16 protein-coding genes and 1 other annotated feature are annotated in these 17851 nt (G+C 34.7%); of the genes, 13 read left to right on the top strand and 3 right to left on the bottom strand.

Going from position 1 to position 17851, the window contains the following annotated elements; genetic code table 11:
• Window position 1: 1 nt before the first annotated feature.
• The 11 genes from accD (at window position 2) to fusA (ending at window position 10644) form a co-directional block, all read left to right on the top strand.
• The gene (gene accD, locus EF514_RS05805) at window positions 2-889 is read left to right on the top strand and encodes an acetyl-CoA carboxylase, carboxyltransferase subunit beta (protein ID WP_127724491.1); all 888 of its coding nucleotides are present in this window, start codon (window positions 2-4) and stop codon (window positions 887-889) included.
• Window positions 867-1757 carry an acetyl-CoA carboxylase carboxyltransferase subunit alpha gene (locus tag EF514_RS05800; RefSeq protein WP_127724490.1) on the top strand — a complete coding sequence of 297 codons (891 nt, stop codon included), beginning with the start codon at window positions 867-869 and terminating at the stop codon, window positions 1755-1757. Before accD ends, EF514_RS05800 begins: the two co-directional genes overlap by 23 nt.
• Complete coding sequence (locus EF514_RS05795; protein WP_164845554.1) at window positions 1754-2656, top strand: 3-oxoacyl-ACP synthase III family protein; 903 nt, start codon at window positions 1754-1756, stop codon at window positions 2654-2656. Before EF514_RS05800 ends, EF514_RS05795 begins: the two co-directional genes overlap by 4 nt.
• A gap of 9 nt (window positions 2657-2665) precedes the next feature.
• Window positions 2666-3595, top strand: coding sequence for a nitronate monooxygenase (locus tag EF514_RS05790; RefSeq protein WP_127724488.1), 930 nt, complete (start codon window positions 2666-2668; stop codon window positions 3593-3595).
• Complete coding sequence (locus tag EF514_RS05785) at window positions 3592-4623, top strand: NAD(P)H-dependent flavin oxidoreductase (protein WP_240649015.1); 1032 nt, start codon at window positions 3592-3594, stop codon at window positions 4621-4623. Before EF514_RS05790 ends, EF514_RS05785 begins: the two co-directional genes overlap by 4 nt.
• Window positions 4620-5546: an ACP S-malonyltransferase gene (locus EF514_RS05780; protein WP_127724486.1), complete on the top strand. Its 927-nt coding sequence runs from the start codon at window positions 4620-4622 to the stop codon at window positions 5544-5546. The genes EF514_RS05785 and EF514_RS05780 overlap by 4 nt, the downstream gene beginning before the upstream one ends.
• Window positions 5539-6270 carry a 3-oxoacyl-[acyl-carrier-protein] reductase gene (fabG, locus tag EF514_RS05775; RefSeq protein ID WP_127724485.1) on the top strand — a complete coding sequence of 244 codons (732 nt, stop codon included), beginning with the start codon at window positions 5539-5541 and terminating at the stop codon, window positions 6268-6270. Before EF514_RS05780 ends, fabG begins: the two co-directional genes overlap by 8 nt.
• Window positions 6267-7496 carry a beta-ketoacyl-ACP synthase II gene (gene fabF, locus EF514_RS05770; RefSeq protein ID WP_127724484.1) on the top strand — a complete coding sequence of 410 codons (1230 nt, stop codon included), beginning with the start codon at window positions 6267-6269 and terminating at the stop codon, window positions 7494-7496. The genes fabG and fabF overlap by 4 nt, the downstream gene beginning before the upstream one ends.
• A 1-nt stretch (window position 7497) precedes the next feature.
• Window positions 7498-7926 (top strand): 3-hydroxyacyl-ACP dehydratase FabZ, encoded by a 429-nt coding sequence (fabZ, locus tag EF514_RS05765; protein WP_127724483.1) that lies wholly within the window; start codon window positions 7498-7500, stop codon window positions 7924-7926.
• Window positions 7923-8444, top strand: coding sequence for a MarR family winged helix-turn-helix transcriptional regulator (locus EF514_RS05760; RefSeq protein WP_240649014.1), 522 nt, complete (start codon window positions 7923-7925; stop codon window positions 8442-8444). Before fabZ ends, EF514_RS05760 begins: the two co-directional genes overlap by 4 nt.
• Before the next feature lie 139 nt (window positions 8445-8583).
• A complete protein-coding gene (gene fusA / locus EF514_RS05755; RefSeq protein WP_127724482.1) occupies window positions 8584-10644 on the top strand; it encodes an elongation factor G in 2061 nt (686 codons plus the stop codon).
• A gap of 38 nt (window positions 10645-10682) precedes the next feature.
• Here the strand turns inward: fusA and argH are convergent, their stop codons facing one another.
• The 3 genes from argH to yaaA all read right to left on the bottom strand — a co-directional run bounded on the left by argH (window position 10683) and on the right by yaaA (window position 14522).
• The gene (gene argH / locus EF514_RS05750; protein ID WP_127724481.1) at window positions 10683-12068 is read right to left on the bottom strand and encodes an argininosuccinate lyase; all 1386 of its coding nucleotides are present in this window, start codon (window positions 12066-12068) and stop codon (window positions 10683-10685) included.
• On the bottom strand, window positions 12065-13312 hold the full coding sequence (locus EF514_RS05745; RefSeq protein ID WP_127724480.1) for an argininosuccinate synthase: 1248 nt from the start codon (window positions 13310-13312) through the stop codon (window positions 12065-12067). The genes argH and EF514_RS05745 overlap by 4 nt, the downstream gene beginning before the upstream one ends.
• 202 nt (window positions 13313-13514) lie before the next feature.
• Window positions 13515-13723 (bottom strand) — a binding site (T-box leader).
• Window positions 13724-13787: 64 nt separating this feature from the next.
• Complete coding sequence (gene yaaA, locus EF514_RS05740; protein ID WP_127724479.1) at window positions 13788-14522, bottom strand: peroxide stress protein YaaA; 735 nt, start codon at window positions 14520-14522, stop codon at window positions 13788-13790.
• A gap of 447 nt (window positions 14523-14969) precedes the next feature.
• Here yaaA and EF514_RS05735 point away from each other — a divergent pair, with 447 nt between their 5' ends.
• Window positions 14970-16274 (top strand): YjiH family protein, encoded by a 1305-nt coding sequence (locus EF514_RS05735; protein WP_205666378.1) that lies wholly within the window; start codon window positions 14970-14972, stop codon window positions 16272-16274.
• Between the two features lie 257 nt (window positions 16275-16531).
• Window positions 16532-17836, top strand: a complete 1305-nt coding sequence (locus tag EF514_RS05730) for a YjiH family protein (RefSeq protein ID WP_205666377.1) — start codon at window positions 16532-16534, stop codon at window positions 17834-17836.
• Window positions 17837-17851 lie beyond the last annotated feature (15 nt).

Raw genomic sequence — 17851 nt, 5'->3', positions numbered from 1 at the left:
AATGGATTATTTTAAACTTAATACCGATGTATTTAAAAAAGTAAAACAATTAAGAGAGCGAAGAGATAGAAAAATAGTTAGAAATCTTGTAAAAAATCAAATTGAATTTTTACAATGTAATAAATGCGGAAATACTATTTTGAAATCAGACTTGGAATATAATCAATTTATCTGTCCGAAATGTAAGAATCATTTAAGGATGCCTGCAGAAGATAGATTAAATTTAATAATGGATGAAGGATATACAATAATAGAAGATGAGGATAAGACCTATAATCCCTTGGAGTTTGCAGATTATGAAAGAAAGCTAAAGTCTGCAAGAGAAAAAAGTGAATTAAACGAAGCTGTTTTAATAAGTAAGGGAAGCATTAACGGCAACCAATGTTATTGTTTCGTTATGGACAGTAGATTTTTAATGGGGAGTATGGGTGTATATGTGGGAGAGAAAATTTCCAGATGCTTTGAACTTGCAACTAGAGATGGATTACCTGTAATTTCATTTTCTGCAAGTGGCGGAGCCAGAATGCAGGAAGGAATATTTTCTTTAATGCAGATGGCAAGAACAACCTTTGCCCTTAGAAACCACAGTGAAGAGGGTAATTTATATATATCTGTTATGACTGATCCTACTACCGGCGGAGTGACAGCTAGTTTTGCCAGCCTTGGCGACATAATAATAGCTGAGCCGGGGGCATTAATAGGTTTTACCGGTAGAAGGGTAATTGAACAGACGATTAAAGAAAATTTACCTGAGGAATTTCAAAGTGCAGAATATTTACTTGAACATGGATTTTTAGATGACATAGTTCACAGAAAAGAATTAAAGGAATATTTAGGTTTGATTTTAAAATACCATAGGAGAGATTATGGAAATAAAGTTGTTATTTGATAAATTGTTAAGTGAAGAAAAAGGAAGCGAAGAATTTAATATTTATAAAAAAACCAAACTTAAAGAAGCAAAAGAAAATTTAAATGCTGAAGACAGAGTGTTTTTAGCCAGATATAAAAATAGGCCTAAGGCAATGGACTATATTGAAAATTTAATTGAGGATCCTGTTTTCTTTCATGGAGACAGGAAGTTTAAAGATGATAAGGCCATTGTAGGAGGAATAGGTACTCTTGGAGATGAAGTAGTAACTTTTTTGGGAATTGAAAAAGGAAGAGAATTAAAAGAATCTTTGGAAGCAAACTTTGGAATGCCTCATCCCGAGGGATACAGAAAGGTTCAAAGGCTGGCAAAACAAGCCGAGAAATTCAACAGACCTGTAGTATGTTTTGTAGATACCCAGGGGGCTTATCCGGGTGTAGAGGCGGAAGAAAGAGGTCAGGGAGAGGCAATAGCCAGTACGATTTATGAAATGTGCGGTTTAAAGACCAGTATTGTATCGGTTATAATCGGCGAAGGTTCCAGTGGAGGAGCATTGGCTTTAGGAGTTTGTGATCATCTTATTATGATGGAAAATTCAGTATACTCCATTTTATCGCCTGAAGGCTTTGCTTCTATTTTATGGAAGGATTCTCTAAGAGCTAAAGAGGCAATAAATTTAATGAAATTAACCTCTTATGACCTTTTAAAATATGGCATATGTGATGAAATTATAGAAGAGGATTTGGCTTTAAATCAAGATGACTTTATGGACAACTATAAGAGATTGAAAAAATCTCTTGAAAAAAATATAAGTAGCTTGAAAAAAGTTCCAATGGAAGAATTATTACAAAATAGAAGAAAGAAGTATGAGAATTTAATATGGGATTGAAATTTGTTAAAGCGGGACACTATAATTCAAAAAATGCAGTTAAAAACAGTTTCTTTGAAAGTTACTTAGATACTTCAGATGAATGGATAGTGCAGAGAACCGGAATAGAAACCAGATATTGGGAAGATTCTGACGTAAAGGATATGTCAGTAGAGTCTGTAAAAAAATTAAATTTAACTTCAGGGGAAATTGAAAAGGTAAAGGTTATTATAGTTGCAACTTTAAGTCAGGATTATATTATGCCTTCCATATCTTCAATAATTCAAAGGGAATTTCAGTTTGGTGAAGATGTATTTGCCCTTGATATAAATATGGCCTGTACAGGATTTGTAGGTGGAGCTATAGTGGCTCATCAGATGTTAAGAGAGGGAGAGTATGCTCTTATTGTAGGAGCTGAGAAACTTAGCAAGCTTGTAGATAAAGGTGATAGGTCCACGGTAATGCTCTTTGGTGATGGAGCAGGGGCAGTGTTATTTGAAAAAAACTTAAAACCTTTTTACTATGACAACGGGACAATGGGTAGCGACGATCTTAAATTGTTAAGAGGAGACGATGAAAAAATCTATATGCATGGACAGAATATTTATAAATTCGCACTGGATATAGTACCTAAAAGTCTAAAGAACATATTGGAGAAGTCGTCGACTAAGCCGGAAGAAATAGATTATTTTGTTCTCCATCAGGCTAATTTAAGAATAATTAAAGCGGTATCTAAGAAAATTGGCGGCTTGGAAAAGTACTATACCAATTTACAGAGATATGGAAATACCTCTTCGGCAAGTGTTCCAATATGTCTTGGAGAAATGTATGAAAAGGAAATGTTTAGGGAAGGCCAAAAAATGCTTTTGTTTGGATTTGGGGGAGGTCTTACCTTTGCAGGAGCAATAGTAGATGTTTAGGGAGAAAAGATGAGATTAGAAGAAATATTAAATATTAAATATCCGTTTATTCAAGGTGGAATGGCTCATATTGCCACAGGGGAATTTGCAGCTGCAATTAGTAATGCTGGTGGACTTGGATTAATAGGAACGGGCGGCTTAAGCGCAAGTGATTTAAAAAAGCAGATTGAAATTTGTAAATCCAAGACGGATAAACCCTTTGGAGTAAATATTTTACTAATTAATCCGGAGGTTGAGGAAATAGCTGAAATTGTAAGTGATTATAAGATTCCTGTTGTAACTACAGGAGCGGGAAATCCCGGCAAGTATATTGAAAAGTGGAAAGAGTCAAATATAAAAGTATTTCCCGTAGTTTCTTCAAAAGCCTTGGCAGTGAGAATGGAGCGTCTGGGTGTTGATGGAATAATAGCAGAGGGACAGGAAGCGGGAGGTCATATTGGAGAATTGACAAGTATGGTACTAATACATCAAATAGCCGATGAACTTTCTATTCCCGTTATTGCGGCGGGAGGAATCGCTTCGGGAAAACAAATTTTAGCGGCAGAAGTGCTAGGTGCAGTGGGTGTTCAAATGGGGACTTGTTTACTGGCAACAAATGAATGTCCGGTACATGAGAAGTATAAAGACAGAATTATAGCAGCTAAGTCCTCACAGGTAACGGTGATGGGAAGAATAAACGGTTTACCTAATAGAGTACTTAAAAATAAAATGGTAAATGAATATATAGAAAAGGAAAAACAAGGAGCCACTATGGAAGAACTGGAGATTTTAACTTTAGGCTCATTGAGAAAGGCAGTCCATGAAGGCGATATGACTAATGGTACTATAATGGCCGGTCAAGTGGTGGAAGAAGTAAAAGAGAAGACCAGTGTAAAGGCTCTTTTTGAAAAGCTCTATAGTGATTATCTTTTGGAGAAGAAAAAATTATGTGCAAAGTGAGTTTTTTTAATAAGGAAATGGACATTCCCATTATTCAAGGTGGAATGGGAGTTGGTATATCCCTTGGAAATTTAGCGGGTTCAGTGGCTAGAGAAGGAGCCATGGGTGTAATATCCGGGGTGGATATAGGATATAGAGAAGAGGGTTTTTTAAAGGATCCTCTGGCTAAAAGTAAAGCCGCTTTAAAAAAAGAGATTGAAAAAGCTAAAGCCATTGCCAGAGGCAGGGGTTTAATTGGCGTAAATGTTATGACTGCGGCAAAGGACTATGAAGAACTTGTAAGAGCTTCAAGTGAATATGGGGCTGATGCTGTGATCTGTGGTGCGGGACTTCCTTTAAACCTGCCTGAACTGGTTGGAAAGGAAACGTTGATAGCTCCTATAGTTTCCAGCAAGAGAGCTTTAGCTTTAATTCTAAAGACTTGGAAGAAGAGGTATGATAGACTGCCTGATTTTGTAGTGGTGGAAGGACCTAAGGCAGGAGGTCATCTAGGCTTTAAAAGAGAAGAAATAGAAACAGTAAAATTGGAAGATATAGTAGCTGATGTATTTGAACTTTTAAAGGAGTTAAAAACTGAAAGGGGAAAGAAAATTTATTCTTTCGCTGCAGGAGGAATTAGAACTTTAGAAGACAGGTTGAGGATGAAGGATTTAGGGGCAGATGGAGTTCAGGTGGGAACACCTTTTATTGCAACTGAAGAATGTGATGCCCATATTAATTTTAAACAAGCAATAGTTGATTCAAAGGACTCAGATTTGGAAATTATTTTAAGTCCTGTGGGATTTTGGGCAAGGGCTATAAAAAATGACTTTCTAAAGGGAATAGATTATTCAAAGGTTCAAAAGCGAAGATGTATTGATTGTCTAAAGACTTGTGATCCAAGAAAGACTCCTTACTGTATTTCAAAGGCTCTTTGTGAAAGTGCTAAAGGTAGGTTAAATGTAGTGTTTTCAGGAGAAAATATAGATTCAATAGATGAAATAACTACTGTAAAAGATGTTATAGAAAAACTTATGGGGGAAAGATGAAGATAGCTTTTTTATATGGAGGACAGGGAAGCCAAAAGCCCGGTATGGGTCTTGATTTTTATGAGAATTCACAGGCGGCGAAGGAATTTTATGACTCCATAGATATTGAAAAAAATGTAAAGGAACTGTCCTTTTTCAGTGATGAGAAAACTTTAAAGGAAACAGAAAATACTCAAGTTGCATTAGTTGCCTTCCAAATAATGGTGACAAAACTTTTAAAAGAAAAGGGAATTTCACCTGATGCCACAGCAGGTTTAAGTATTGGGGAATATGGAGCGCTTTACTCTTCAGGTGTGCTCAGGGCAGAAGATGCTTTAAAAATTGCCGAATTTAGAGGAGAGGCAATGAAGAAAAGCTCGGAGAATATAGATACTTTAATGTATGCAATTGTAGGTTCATCTGAGGATATTGTAAGTGAAGTGGTAACAAAACACAGTGATGAAAAAAACTTTGCTTCAATTTCCAATTTAAACTGTCCCGGACAAATTGTGATTTCAGGTGAGCGAAGTGCTGTACTGGCATCAGTGGAAAGTTTAAAGGAAATGGGAAGTAAAGCTATAGAGTTAAAAGTTTCAGGACCTTTTCACACGGAATATATGAAAGATGCTGCAAAGGAATTGGAAAACTTTTTTAAAACTGTGGACTTTAAAGTGGAAACAGTTGATATGTACTACAATCTCACAGGAAAGCAACGAAGTGATGAGGACGTTAAAGAGATGATGATAAAACAGGTTATGAGGACTGTAAGATTTGAAGATGCTTTAAAAAATATGGTTAAAGATGGTGTAGATTTATTTGTGGAAATTGGTTTTAATAATGTCTTAAAGGGCTTTATGAGAAAAGTGGACAGGAAGATTAAAGTAAGTACTATTTCCACATATGATGAGTACTTAAAATTTGTGGAGGAAATACAAGGTGAGTAAGACAGCGTTTATTACCGGTGCTACTAGGGGAATAGGTCGCGCAATTGCTTTAAAGCTAGCAGATGATGATATGAATATTGTTATAAATTATAGAAATTTAGAAGATGCTGAAAAGCTTGAAGCAGAACTTTTGCAAAAAAATGTGGAAGTATTAAAAGTAAAGGGCGACGTTTCCAATTACGCAGATTGTGAAGCTATGTTTGAAAAAATTTCGGAAAAGTTTAACTCTTTGGAAGTTTTAGTAAATAATGCAGGGATTACAAGGGACAATTTAACTTTAAGACTTAGTGAGGAAGACTTTCAAAAGGTTATAGATGTAAACTTAAATGGCACTTTCTACTGTATGAAACTTGCATCTAAGATGATGTTGAAAAAAAGATATGGCAGAATTATTTCCATGAGTTCAATAGTGGGGCTTCATGGGAATGTAGGTCAAATCAACTATGCGGCAAGTAAGGCTGGAATAATCGGAATGACAAAGACATTAGCTCTGGAACTTGCTAGAAGAAATATAACAGTAAATGCAATAGCGCCGGGTTTTATAGAAACTGAAATGACAGGTAATTTAAATGAAGATGTAAAAAAGGAAATGCTTAAAAATATTCCAATGCAAAAATATGGAAAAGTGGATGATGTAGCTGAATTGATTTCTTTTCTTGCCTCAGATAGGGCCGGCTACATTACTGGACAGGTGATTTCTGTCGATGGAGGAATGAATATATGAGGAGAGTAGTCGTTACGGGAATGGGTTTTATATCTCCCATTGGCAATGATATTAAGACTCTTTGGAAAAACGTAAAAGAGGGTAATAGTGCCGTTGATTTTATTGAGGGATTTGATACTTCAGATTTAAGAGTTAAGGTGGCTTGTCAGTGTAGAGATTTTAATCCAAGTGATTATTTTAATAAGAAGGATCAAAGAAGGACAGACAGAGTTAATCAATTTGGAATTGCTGCTGCAAGAAATGCAAAAGAAGACAGTAAAATTGATTTAAATGACTTTGAGCCAACTAGAGTGGGAATTATGGTGGCCTCCGGAATTGGCGGACTTGATACTATTGAAACGGAAACTATAAAAGCATCTCAAAAGGGATTTGATAAGATAAGTCCTTTCTTTATTCCTATGGTAATTGCCAATATGACTGCAGCGCAAATAGCTATTGAATTGGGAGTACATGGATATGTGGGATGTCCCGTGACAGCTTGTGCTTCAGCAAATAATGCTATTTTAGACGGCTATAGAAGTATTGTAGATGGATATAATGATGTGGTATTTGCCGGTGGTGCAGAAGCCAGTATCAACCATTTGGGAATAGGCGGTTTTTCTTCCATGAGGGCGTTAAATGAAAGTAACGATATAAAACGCTCCAGTATTCCCTTTGATAAAGAGAGAGCTGGATTTGTAATGGGAGAAGGAGCGGGAGTCTTGGTGCTTGAAGAATTAAATTCAGCTTTAAAAAGAGGAGCTAAGATTTACGGAGAAATAGTTGGAGGCGCAATAACTTGTGATGCCAACCATATAACAGCTCCGGAAGAAAACGGAATTTGGGCTTCAATGGCAATGGAGCAGGCAGTTAAAAATTCGGGAATGACATTGGAGGATGTGGATTATATAAATGCACATGGTACTTCAACACCTTTAAATGACAAAATAGAAACTAAAGCAGTTAAAAATACCTTCAAAGACCATGCTTATAACTTAAAGTTATCAAGTACAAAGTCTATGACAGGTCATCTACTTGGAGCAAGCGGAGCTATAGAGGCAATAATAACTTTACTTGCAATTGAAAACTCTTTCATACCTCCAACGGTAAATTACCTAGTGGAAGATGAAGAATGTGATTTAAATATAGTTCCAAATAAAGGAATAGAGCAGGATATTAAGTTGGCGCTGTCAAATTCTTTGGGATTCGGCGGTCACAATATTACAATTGCAATGAAAGGATATTAGTATGGAATATAATTCAAATGAAATAATGGAAATTCTTCCCCATAGACATCCCTTTTTATTAGTTGATAAGATAGTGGAATATAAAGAGGGAGATTATGCAAAGGGAATTAAAAACATCAGTATTTCTGACCCTGTCTTTCAAGGACACTTTCCCAACAACCATATTTATCCGGGTGTTTTAATAGTGGAAACGATGGCTCAGGTCGGTGCGGTTGCAATACTATCTACGGAAGAAAACAGAGGGAAACTTGCTTTTTTTACAAGTATTAAATCTGCAAGATTTCTAAAGATGGTAAGGCCGGGAGATACCCTTGAAATAACTGCAAAGCTAAAGTCACAGAAACTCAATATAGGTTTTGCAACTTGTGAGGCATATGTTAAGGGTGAATTAGTTTGTAAGGCTGAAATTTCTTTTGCAATAGGAGAATGATAAAACGCTTGCCCGAAACTTTGAAATTTGTTAATATTAATATGGAGACGAGCAGATTGCTGGAAAAAACATTTGATGAGGTTTATGAAAAATTTAAATTGAACTTTTATAGAAATATATTTACGGGTTTTGCTACTAGGGAATCGACATTAACTACGACTGAGACCTTTTGTACTGAGGTAATTCACGCTTTAGATAGACCTACTATTAATGAGGTAGGAAGATTTTTGGGAATTTCTCAACCGAATATAACTTACAAGGTTAACAATCTTGTTAAAAAGGGTTATGTTAAAAAGGTTCAATCTGAAGAAGATAAGAGAGAGTACTTTTTAGAGCTTACTGAAAAATTCTATAAGTACTATGATATTAAAAATGAGTATATGGACTTGGTAATTAGAAGGGCAAAGGAGAGATTTACTGAAGCGGAGTTGGCAGAGCTGGAGAGAATGTTGAAAATCATCTCTGATGAATTGATGCCTGAAGTTACAGATGGAATACGGAATTTAAAGAGAACCTGAGTTTTTGAAAATCGGGTTCTTTTTATTGCTTGATTAAAGTAAACTATTAAAAGACTGTTAAATATGATATAATGATAAAGTAAAAAAACAGCAAAAACGATTTCAAAATTTATACATAAAAGATATAGGAGGTTATTGCATGAAGGTATACGACATGGAGAATGTTAAAAATTTGGCCTTAGTAGGGCATAGTGGAAGTGGAAAGACCAATCTTACAGAAGCTATGCTATATCAAAGTGGAGCTACAAAAAAACTGGGAAGTGTTACTGAAAAAAATACTTTAAGTGACTTTTCCAAAGAAGAGATGGAGAGAGGAACTTCCATAGGTACCAGTATAATACCTATTGAATGGAGAAATTATAAAGTTAATATAATTGACACTCCGGGTTACCTAGACTTTATGGGAGAGGCTTATGGAGCGCTACGTGCTTCAGAGGCGGCGTTAATGGTAATAGATGCCACTTCCGGAATAGAGGTAGGTACTGAAAGAATGTGGAAGTACACTGAAAAAATCGGATTACCGAGAATTATTTTTGTAAACAAGATAGATGGAGAAAATGTTAACTTCAGAAAATTAATGGAGGAACTTGAGGCCGCTTTTGGTAAGAAAGTAATTCCTTTTTCAGTGCCGATCGGTGAGGGAGAAGATTTTGTAGGAGTTACAGATGTAATTTACCAAAAGGGATTTAAATATAAAGATGGAGCACCTGAAGAAACTGAATTAAGTCACGATCAAATAAAGGCAACTGAAAGAATGTATGAAGAAATTGCCGAAGTTGTGGCGGGTTCTGATGAAGTTTTAATGGAAAAATATTTTGCAGGTGAAAAATTTACAAGAGAAGATTTACTTAGAGGCGTTACTTCCGCTTTACTTGAGGGAGATGCCGTTCCGCTATTAGTTGGCTCCGGAGAAAAGGGAATAGGTATAGATATACTATTAAATACAATAGTGAATTATATGCCGTCTCCTGCTGATGAAAGAGCGCATATGGGCTTTAGATATGAAGAGGGAGAAGAAAGAGAAGGAACTGTTAAAGAACCTTATTCTGCAGTGGTATTTAAAACCGTTACCGACCCTTTTGTAGGAAAAATTTCCATATTTAAAGTTATTTCCGGAAAGATTACTAAAGACACAGCTCTTTATAATTCCACAAAGGATCAAAGTGAAAAAATGGGCGGTCTTTACGTAGTAAGAGGTAAGAACCAAATTGAAATAAGTGAAATTCAAGCGGGAGATATAGGGGCTACTACTAAGTTAAGTGTAACGGAAACAGGAGATACCCTTTGTGATAAAGCTCATCCGGTTAAATATAAGAAAATAAAATATCCAAGTGCCGTATTATATTATGCAATTGAACCAAAAACCAAGGGCGATGAAGAAAAATTGTCAGCATCTTTAAGAAGACTTAGAGAAGAAGACCCAAGCTTTACTGTTGAAAGAAATCCTGAAACGAAACAATTGACTATTGGAGGTCAGGGTCAAGTACAACTAGATGTTATTCTTGAAAAATTAAAGAATATGTTTGGCGTTGAAGTAAATATAGTTCCTTTTATAATTCCTTATAGAGAAACTATTAAAGGCACTGCATCAGTTCAAGGTAAACATAAGAAACAATCAGGTGGAGCAGGACAGTACGGTGATGTGTGGATAAGATTTGAACCTAGCGAAGAAGATTTTGTTTTTGATGAGGAAGTATTTGGAGGTTCTGTGCCAAGAAACTACTTCCCTGCAGTTGAAAAGGGAATTATAGAGTCTAAGGAAAAGGGAGTACTGGCCGGTTATCCTGTAACTAATTTTAAAGCAGTACTTTATGACGGTTCCTATCACGATGTGGATTCAAATGAAATGTCCTTTAAATTGGCAGCTTCTCTTGCTTTTAGAAAGGGAATGGAAGAGGCAAAACCAGCACTTCTTGAACCTATTATGAAAGTTGAAGTATCTATACCTGACGCTTATTTAGGCGATGTAATGGGAGATATGAATAAACGTAGGGGAAGAATTTTGGGAATGGACCAGCAGGCAGACGGTTCTCAACTGTTAATTGCCGAAGCTCCTCAAGCTGAAATGTTTGAATATTCCATAGATTTAAGAGCTATGACACAGGGTAGAGGTACTTTCTCAATGGAATTTGTAAGATATGAAGAAGTTCCTGCAAATATTGCTGAAAAAATTGTAGCAGAGGCAAATCAAAAAGAATAAATAAATATAAAGTAAAAAGTTGGTGATATCACCAACTTTTATTTTATTTGTAGTGTGTCTACATATGCTTTTGTATCTAGGATCTGTTTTTTCACAGCATCGGGACTCGGTCCTCCATAGACATTTCTCTGAGAGAGAATATAGTCCAAATCTATATACTTATAGACGTCAGCTTCAAAAAGATCGGAAAAGTTAGTTAATTCTTCCATAGATAACTCCTCTAGGGAGATGTTTTTATCTACGCAGTAACTGACCAAATTTCCTGTGATTTTGTAGGCATCTCTAAAGGGAAGACCTTTTTTAACTAGGTAGTCAGCCAAATCAGTGGCGTTTATAAAACCCCTCTTTGCCTTATCACGCATATTTTCTTTATTAACTTTAAGCGTCTTCATCATTCCATTAAAGATTAAAATGGACATTTCCACAGTTTCAATACTGTCAAAAATATTTTCCTTGTCCTCTTGAAGATCTTTGTTATAGGAAAGAGGAAGAGCCTTTATAAGGTTTAAAGTAGCCATTAAATTTCCAAAGACTCTTGAACTTTTTCCCCTTACAAGCTCTGCCATATCGGGATTTTTCTTTTGAGGCATAATAGATGAACCTGTGGAGTAGGAATCATCTAACTCTATAAATTTAAATTCCTGACTTGCCCAAAGAATAATTTCTTCGGAAAATCTGGATAGATGTAACATAACCATTGAAATATCAAAATTTAACTCCACTATAAAATCTCTGTCGGAAACGGAATCCATACTGTTCCTCGTAGGTATTTTAAAGTTTAAAAGTTCAGTGGTTTTAAATCTATCAATGGGGTAGGTAGTAGTAGCTAAAGCTCCGCTGCCCAAAGGATTTTCATTCATTCTATTATAGCAGTCAATTAATCGGGATATGTCCCTTGTAAGCATTTGAACATAGGCCATAATATGGTGAGCAAAGGTTACAGGTTGTGCCACTTGTAAATGAGTATAACCGGGCATAACAGTATTTAAATTGGCTTTGGCCACTTCTATAAGAGTTTCAATTAAAGTCTTCAGGTCTATTACAATGCTTTCAATTTTAGCTTTTAAATACATTCTAATATCTACTGAAACCTGGTCATTTCGAGAGCGGGCAGTATGGAGTTTTTTACCCGCATCTCCTATTCTCTCTGTCAACTCTTCTTCTATAAACATGTGTATATCTTCAGCCATAGGATTTATTTCAAGTTCTCCGGAATCTATTTCAAAGAGAATATTTTTTAAACCGTTTTGAATTTTAGAGTTGTCATCATCGGTAATTATACCTGTTGCACATAGCATATTGGCATGTGCCATTGAGCCCATAATGTCCTCTTTATACATTTTATAGTCAATGCCAATGGAGGAATTAAAATCATTGGCAAGACTGTCTAATTCCTTTTTAAATCTACTGCTCCACATTTTCATAGCGTATTACCTGTCATTGAATTATTTTTAAGTTTTTTCTTCATCATAGATTGTACCTTAGTAGAAAGGGAATATAGGTTTACAAAACCCTGACTATCGTGTTGGTCATATACTCCGTCTTCTCCGAAAGTAGCAAATTCTTCATTGTAAAGTGAATACGGAGATGTAACTCCTGCATTAATAATATTGCCCTTGTACAATTTTAATTTTACTTCTCCGGTAACAGTTTCCTGAGTCTTGTTTACAAATGCTGAAAGAGCTTCTCTAAGTGGTGAAAACCACTTACCATTGTAAACTACATTGGCAAATTCCACAGAAACTACGTCTTTATAGTGTTGAGTATCGCCGTCTAAAGTTATGGACTCTAAGATTTCGTGGGCTTTATATAAAATAGCTCCGCCCGGATTTTCATATACTCCTCTAACTTTCATTCCTACAAGACGATTTTCAATTATATCATCTATACCCACTCCGTTTTCACCGCCGACTTTATTTAATACTTTAATTATATTTTTACCGGACATTTTCTCTCCGTTAACTGCCACGGGTATTCCTTTTTCAAAGGAGATAGTAACATAGGTAGGAGTATTAGGTGCATTTTCAGGTGATACAGACATCTTTAAGAAATTATCGTAATTAGGTTCCGTATCAGGGTATTCCAAATCCAATCCCTCGTGGGAAACGTGCCAAATATTCCTATCTTCAGAATAGATATTATCTTCTTTCATAGGTAGAGGAATGTTACGTTCCTTTGCATATTCAATTTCATCTTCCCTTGATTTAAGCTCCCAAGTTCTCCAAGGAGCTATAATTTCCATATCAGGATCAAAGGCCTTAACAGCCAGCTCAAAACGAACCTGGTCGTTTCCCTTTCCTGTACATCCATGGGCAATTGCATCAGCACCTTCTCTATGAGCTATCTCAACTAATCTTTTTGCTATTACAGGTCTTGCAAAAGAAGTTCCAAGTAAGTACTTACCTTCATATTTTGCGCCTGCTTTAAGAGTTTCAAATACAAAGTCTTCAACAAACTCATCTGTTAAGTCTTCAATAAATATTTTGCTGGCTCCAGTTTGAATGGCTTTTTCTTCCAAACCTTCTAATTCGTCGTCCTGTCCAACATTTCCAACTACTGCAATTACTTCACAACCATAATTTTCCTTTAGCCAAGGGATGGTAATGGAAGTATCCAAACCTCCTGAATAAGCAAGTACAACTTTTTTAATTTCATTATTTTTTTTCATTCTTCTTCCCCCAAAAATTATAATAAAAAAGTCTCCTTCAAAAGAAAGAGACGAATATATCCGCGTTACCACTCTAATTGGTGTTAAATAGGTTGGTATAAAAAAATCTCTTTCAAAAGAAAGAGACGGAAATATCCGTGGTACCACTCTAATTGATGTTCAATCAAGGGTAATTTGGTATAAAAAAAGTCTCTTTCATAAAGAAAGAGACGAATATATCCGCGGTACCACTCTGATTGATGTAATAACACCCACTTTAGTTTTAACGTAAACTTAAACGGATAAGGCTAACTAAAAGCTCGCAATATCATCTCAATGGTCCTACTTCGTAATTATCTTCCTTATTGAACTCACACTCTACTTCAACTCGCTGAAATTCCAATAATACTACTACCATTTCAAAGATTTTGTTTTTCAAATATTAAATGTAATTGTAATAATAAACTTTGAAAAAGTCAAGGGTAAATTGTAAAATTTAATTATTTTTTATAAATATCAGTTTATTTGCCGTTGATAACTCTTTATTAAAGTTAAAACCGTCATAATTAAAACTTTTAACCTCTTCAATATCTTCAACATTGTTTTTGGACATATAATTTATAAGCTGTCCTCTTCCTTTTTTAGAGGTAGTGGAGTGGATTTTTAAATCATTGTCTCTATTAATCATAAATTTTACAAATAGGGATTTTTTAATAACATCTTTATCTAATACTTTTAAAAATTCATCTGATAGTAAATTTAAAAATAAACTGTCTTCTTCTAAAAGGTAAGAGGAAATTTTTTCCTTCCAAAAGTCTATTAGTTTAATATTGCTCTTTAAGGTTATATTTTTAGAAAAGTCCAATCTGTGAAGTGCAATGCCATCAAAGGGTTTTATTAAACCGTAAAGAGGGGAGATTATTCTAACAGTATTATCTATATAATTTAATTGAGAAGGGAACAATTCTTTTAAATTCATATTTCGATACATAAGGCCATTAAAAGTAAAGATAGCATTACTTTTTTTGTTATGATTAATAGTCTGCCACTCCTTATAACTTTTTTCTGCTATTTTATCATTAAGTTTAAATTCCTTCTTTAGCTCGTCTTTAGAATAGGATTTTAAACTATTTATAATTTCAATTGTTTCATTTTTAAAAATTAAATCATTATTATAATTTTGTGAATTTTCTAGCTTCATTTCCTTTGCAGGTGTAATTAATATTTTCATTTCAATCCTCTGTGTTTTTAGTTATTTGTTGTATGTAAAAAATAGTTTACAAAAGTCTAATAAATGTCAAAAATATTTTACTTTAAATTTATTATATATTAAATATTTTGAAAATTTTAAACTTTAATATAAGTATACTTTAAATCTAATTTGTGTCAAAAAATATCTATAAAATAAAATATAAATTTTCACTTGCAGAAAAGAGCTTTAAATCAAAGGTTAAACAGAATATAAATATTGGTAAAAATTCTAAATAAAAATAAATATTTTACAATTTATTTATTAAATAAATATTCTCGTCTAAATTACGTCAAAAATCAACATTATAAAAAGACTATACTTTCTTGGTTTATCAAGATGAAATAAATTTTTGGTTTATATTTTGACAGTTTTAAGACAGATGATGAACTATAATTGATTTACAAAAAATAAAGGAGGAGGAATTTCATGAATAATGAAATGAGTAGGAGCAAAGCTCTTACAAGGTTCGTGGTCTATAGTTTATTTGGAATTTTTATGTTTTTCGTATCTATTGACCTTATGGGAAAAAGCACTATACCTTTAGACCACGTAGTTACATTAATTAGAAAAATACCCTACTACGATTCAATTTATGGGTTGGTCTTGGTATTTATAGGGGTGGCTCTGCCTTTTATAAGAGGAACTTGGAAAACTACAAAGATTAAAATGTTTTTTTCTATTATAAATATCTTTGCAATACCTTTTGTAATAATGGCGGTATTTAATATTGGACCGGCAGGTTTACTTGAAAATGATATGATACCCTTCATATTTGGAAAGGTAGTAGTACCTGTTACTACAATAGTACCTGTGGGGGCAGTATTCTTAGCATTTATAGTTTCCTACGGCTTAATGGAGTTTATAGGAATATTTATGAGACCTGTAATGGTTCCCATATTTAAAACTCCGGGAAGATCTGCAGTAGATGCTGTGGCTTCTTTCGTAGGTTCGTATTCTTTAGCACTTTTAATTACAAATAGAGTTTATGTGGAAGGAAAGTATACGGGAAAAGAAGCTGCAATAATAGCAACAGGATTTTCCACAGTATCAGCTGCCTTTATGATAATAGTAGCTACTACTTTGGACTTTATGGACCATTGGAGTATTTATTTTTGGGTTTCTTTAGTGGTTACTTTCATAGTTACAGCTATAACTGCCAGATTATATCCGTTGTCCGGTAAGCCTGATGAGTATTACGAAGGTCAAAAGGGTGATGTTGAACAGGATGTAGAGGGAAGTAAGTGGAAAGCTGCAGTAGAAGTTGCAGTGGAAGTAAGTTCAAATGCTCCGGGTGTTTGGGAAAATGTAAAAGTTAATTTTCTAGATGGACTACAGTTGGCTCTTAATATGGCTCCGTCATTAATGGCAATAGGAACTTTAGGACTAATAGTGGCAAAGTACACACCTATATTTGACATAGTGGGCTATATCTTCTATCCATTTACCTTGATAACAAGGTTGCCTGAACCGCTTTTAGCAGCAAAGGCAATGTCCATGAGTATTGTGGAAATGTTCCTACCTGCAGCACCTGTAGTGGGGACGCCATTAGTAACAAGATTTGTAGTTGGAGTTGTATGTGTATCTGAAATATTGTTCTTCAGTGCTTCAATTCCATGTATGATGGCAACGGAGATACCTTTAAAGATGAGGGATTACTTTATAATTTGGTTTGAGCGTGTTGCCTTGTCAATATTAATAACTACACCGATTGCCTTTTTAATATTCGGTTAAAAATTAAATTAAATTAGAAATAGTGGAGATGGCTCCACTATTTTTTTATGTCAAAATTGCAATAAATTAGAAAAAGAGGTACAATTGTAAATTGAAATTTACTATAGTCTAAGAATTGTCAAATAAAATTTACGTTAATGCTTTATCAAAATAAAATGAGACTTCAAATCTTAAGAATATTTGTAAAAATAATGGACAGTTTTAAGACAGCTTATAGACTATAATAAAAAAGCAAAAAAGAAAGAAGGAGGAATTTCATGAATAATGAAATGAGTAGGAGCAAAGCTCTTACAAGATTCGTGGTCTATAGTTTATTTGGAATTTTTATGTTTTTCGTATCTATTGACCTTATGGGAAAAAGCACTATACCTTTAGACCACGTAGTTACATTAATTAGAAAAATACCCTACTATGATTCAATTTATGGATTGGCCTTGGTATTTATAGGGGTGGCTCTGCCTTTTATAAAGGGAACTTGGAAAAAGACGAGGATAAAAATGTTCTTTTCCATTATAAATATCTTTGCAATACCTTTTGTAATAATGGCGGTATTTAATATTGGACCGGCAGGTTTACTTGAAGATGATATGATACCTTTCATATTTGGAAAGGTAGTAGTACCTGTTACTACAATAGTACCTGTGGGGGCGGTATTCTTAGCATTTATAGTTTCTTACGGCTTAATGGAGTTTATAGGAATATTTATGAGACCTGTAATGGTTCCCATATTTAAAACTCCAGGAAGATCTGCAGTAGATGCTGTGGCTTCTTTTGTAGGTTCATATTCTTTAGCACTTTTAATTACAAATAGAGTTTATGTGGAAGGAAAGTATACGGGAAAAGAAGCTGCAATAATAGCAACAGGATTTTCCACAGTATCAGCTGCCTTTATGATAATAGTAGCTACTACTTTGGACTTTATGGACCATTGGAGTATTTATTTTTGGGTTTCTTTAGTGGTTACTTTCATAGTTACAGCTATAACTGCCAGATTATATCCGTTGTCCGGTAAGCCTGATGAGTATTACGAAGGTCAAAAGGGTGATGTTGAACAGGATGTAGAGGGAAGTAAGTGGAAAGCTGCAGTAGAAGTTGCAGTGGAAGTAAGTTCAAATGCTCCGGGTGTTTGGGAAAATGTAAAAGTTAATTTTCTAGATGGACTACAGTTGGCTCTTAATATGGCTCCGTCATTAATGGCAATAGGAACTTTAGGACTAATAGTGGCAAAGTACACACCTATATTTGACATAGTGGGCTATATCTTCTATCCATTTACCTTGATAACAAGGTTGCCTGAACCGCTTTTAGCAGCAAAGGCAATGTCCATGAGTATAGTGGAAATGTTCCTACCTGCAGCACCTGTAGTGGGAACGCCATTAGTAACAAGATTTGTAGTTGGAGTTGTATGTGTATCTGAAATATTGTTCTTCAGTGCTTCAATTCCATGTATACTTGCAACGGAAATACCTTTAAAGATGAGAGATTACTTTATAATTTGGTTTGAGCGTGTTGCCTTGTCAATATTAATAGCGACGCCGATAGCCTTTTTAATATTCGGCTAGAAAGTGGAGGTTTTA

The sequence above is a fragment of the Anaerosphaera multitolerans genome (assembly GCF_004006535.1).
Taxonomy (GTDB): Bacteria; Bacillota; Clostridia; order Tissierellales; family Peptoniphilaceae; genus Anaerosphaera; species Anaerosphaera multitolerans.
Note: the sequence above shows the minus strand (reverse complement) of the source record. Positions and strands in the feature narration are given on the sequence as shown.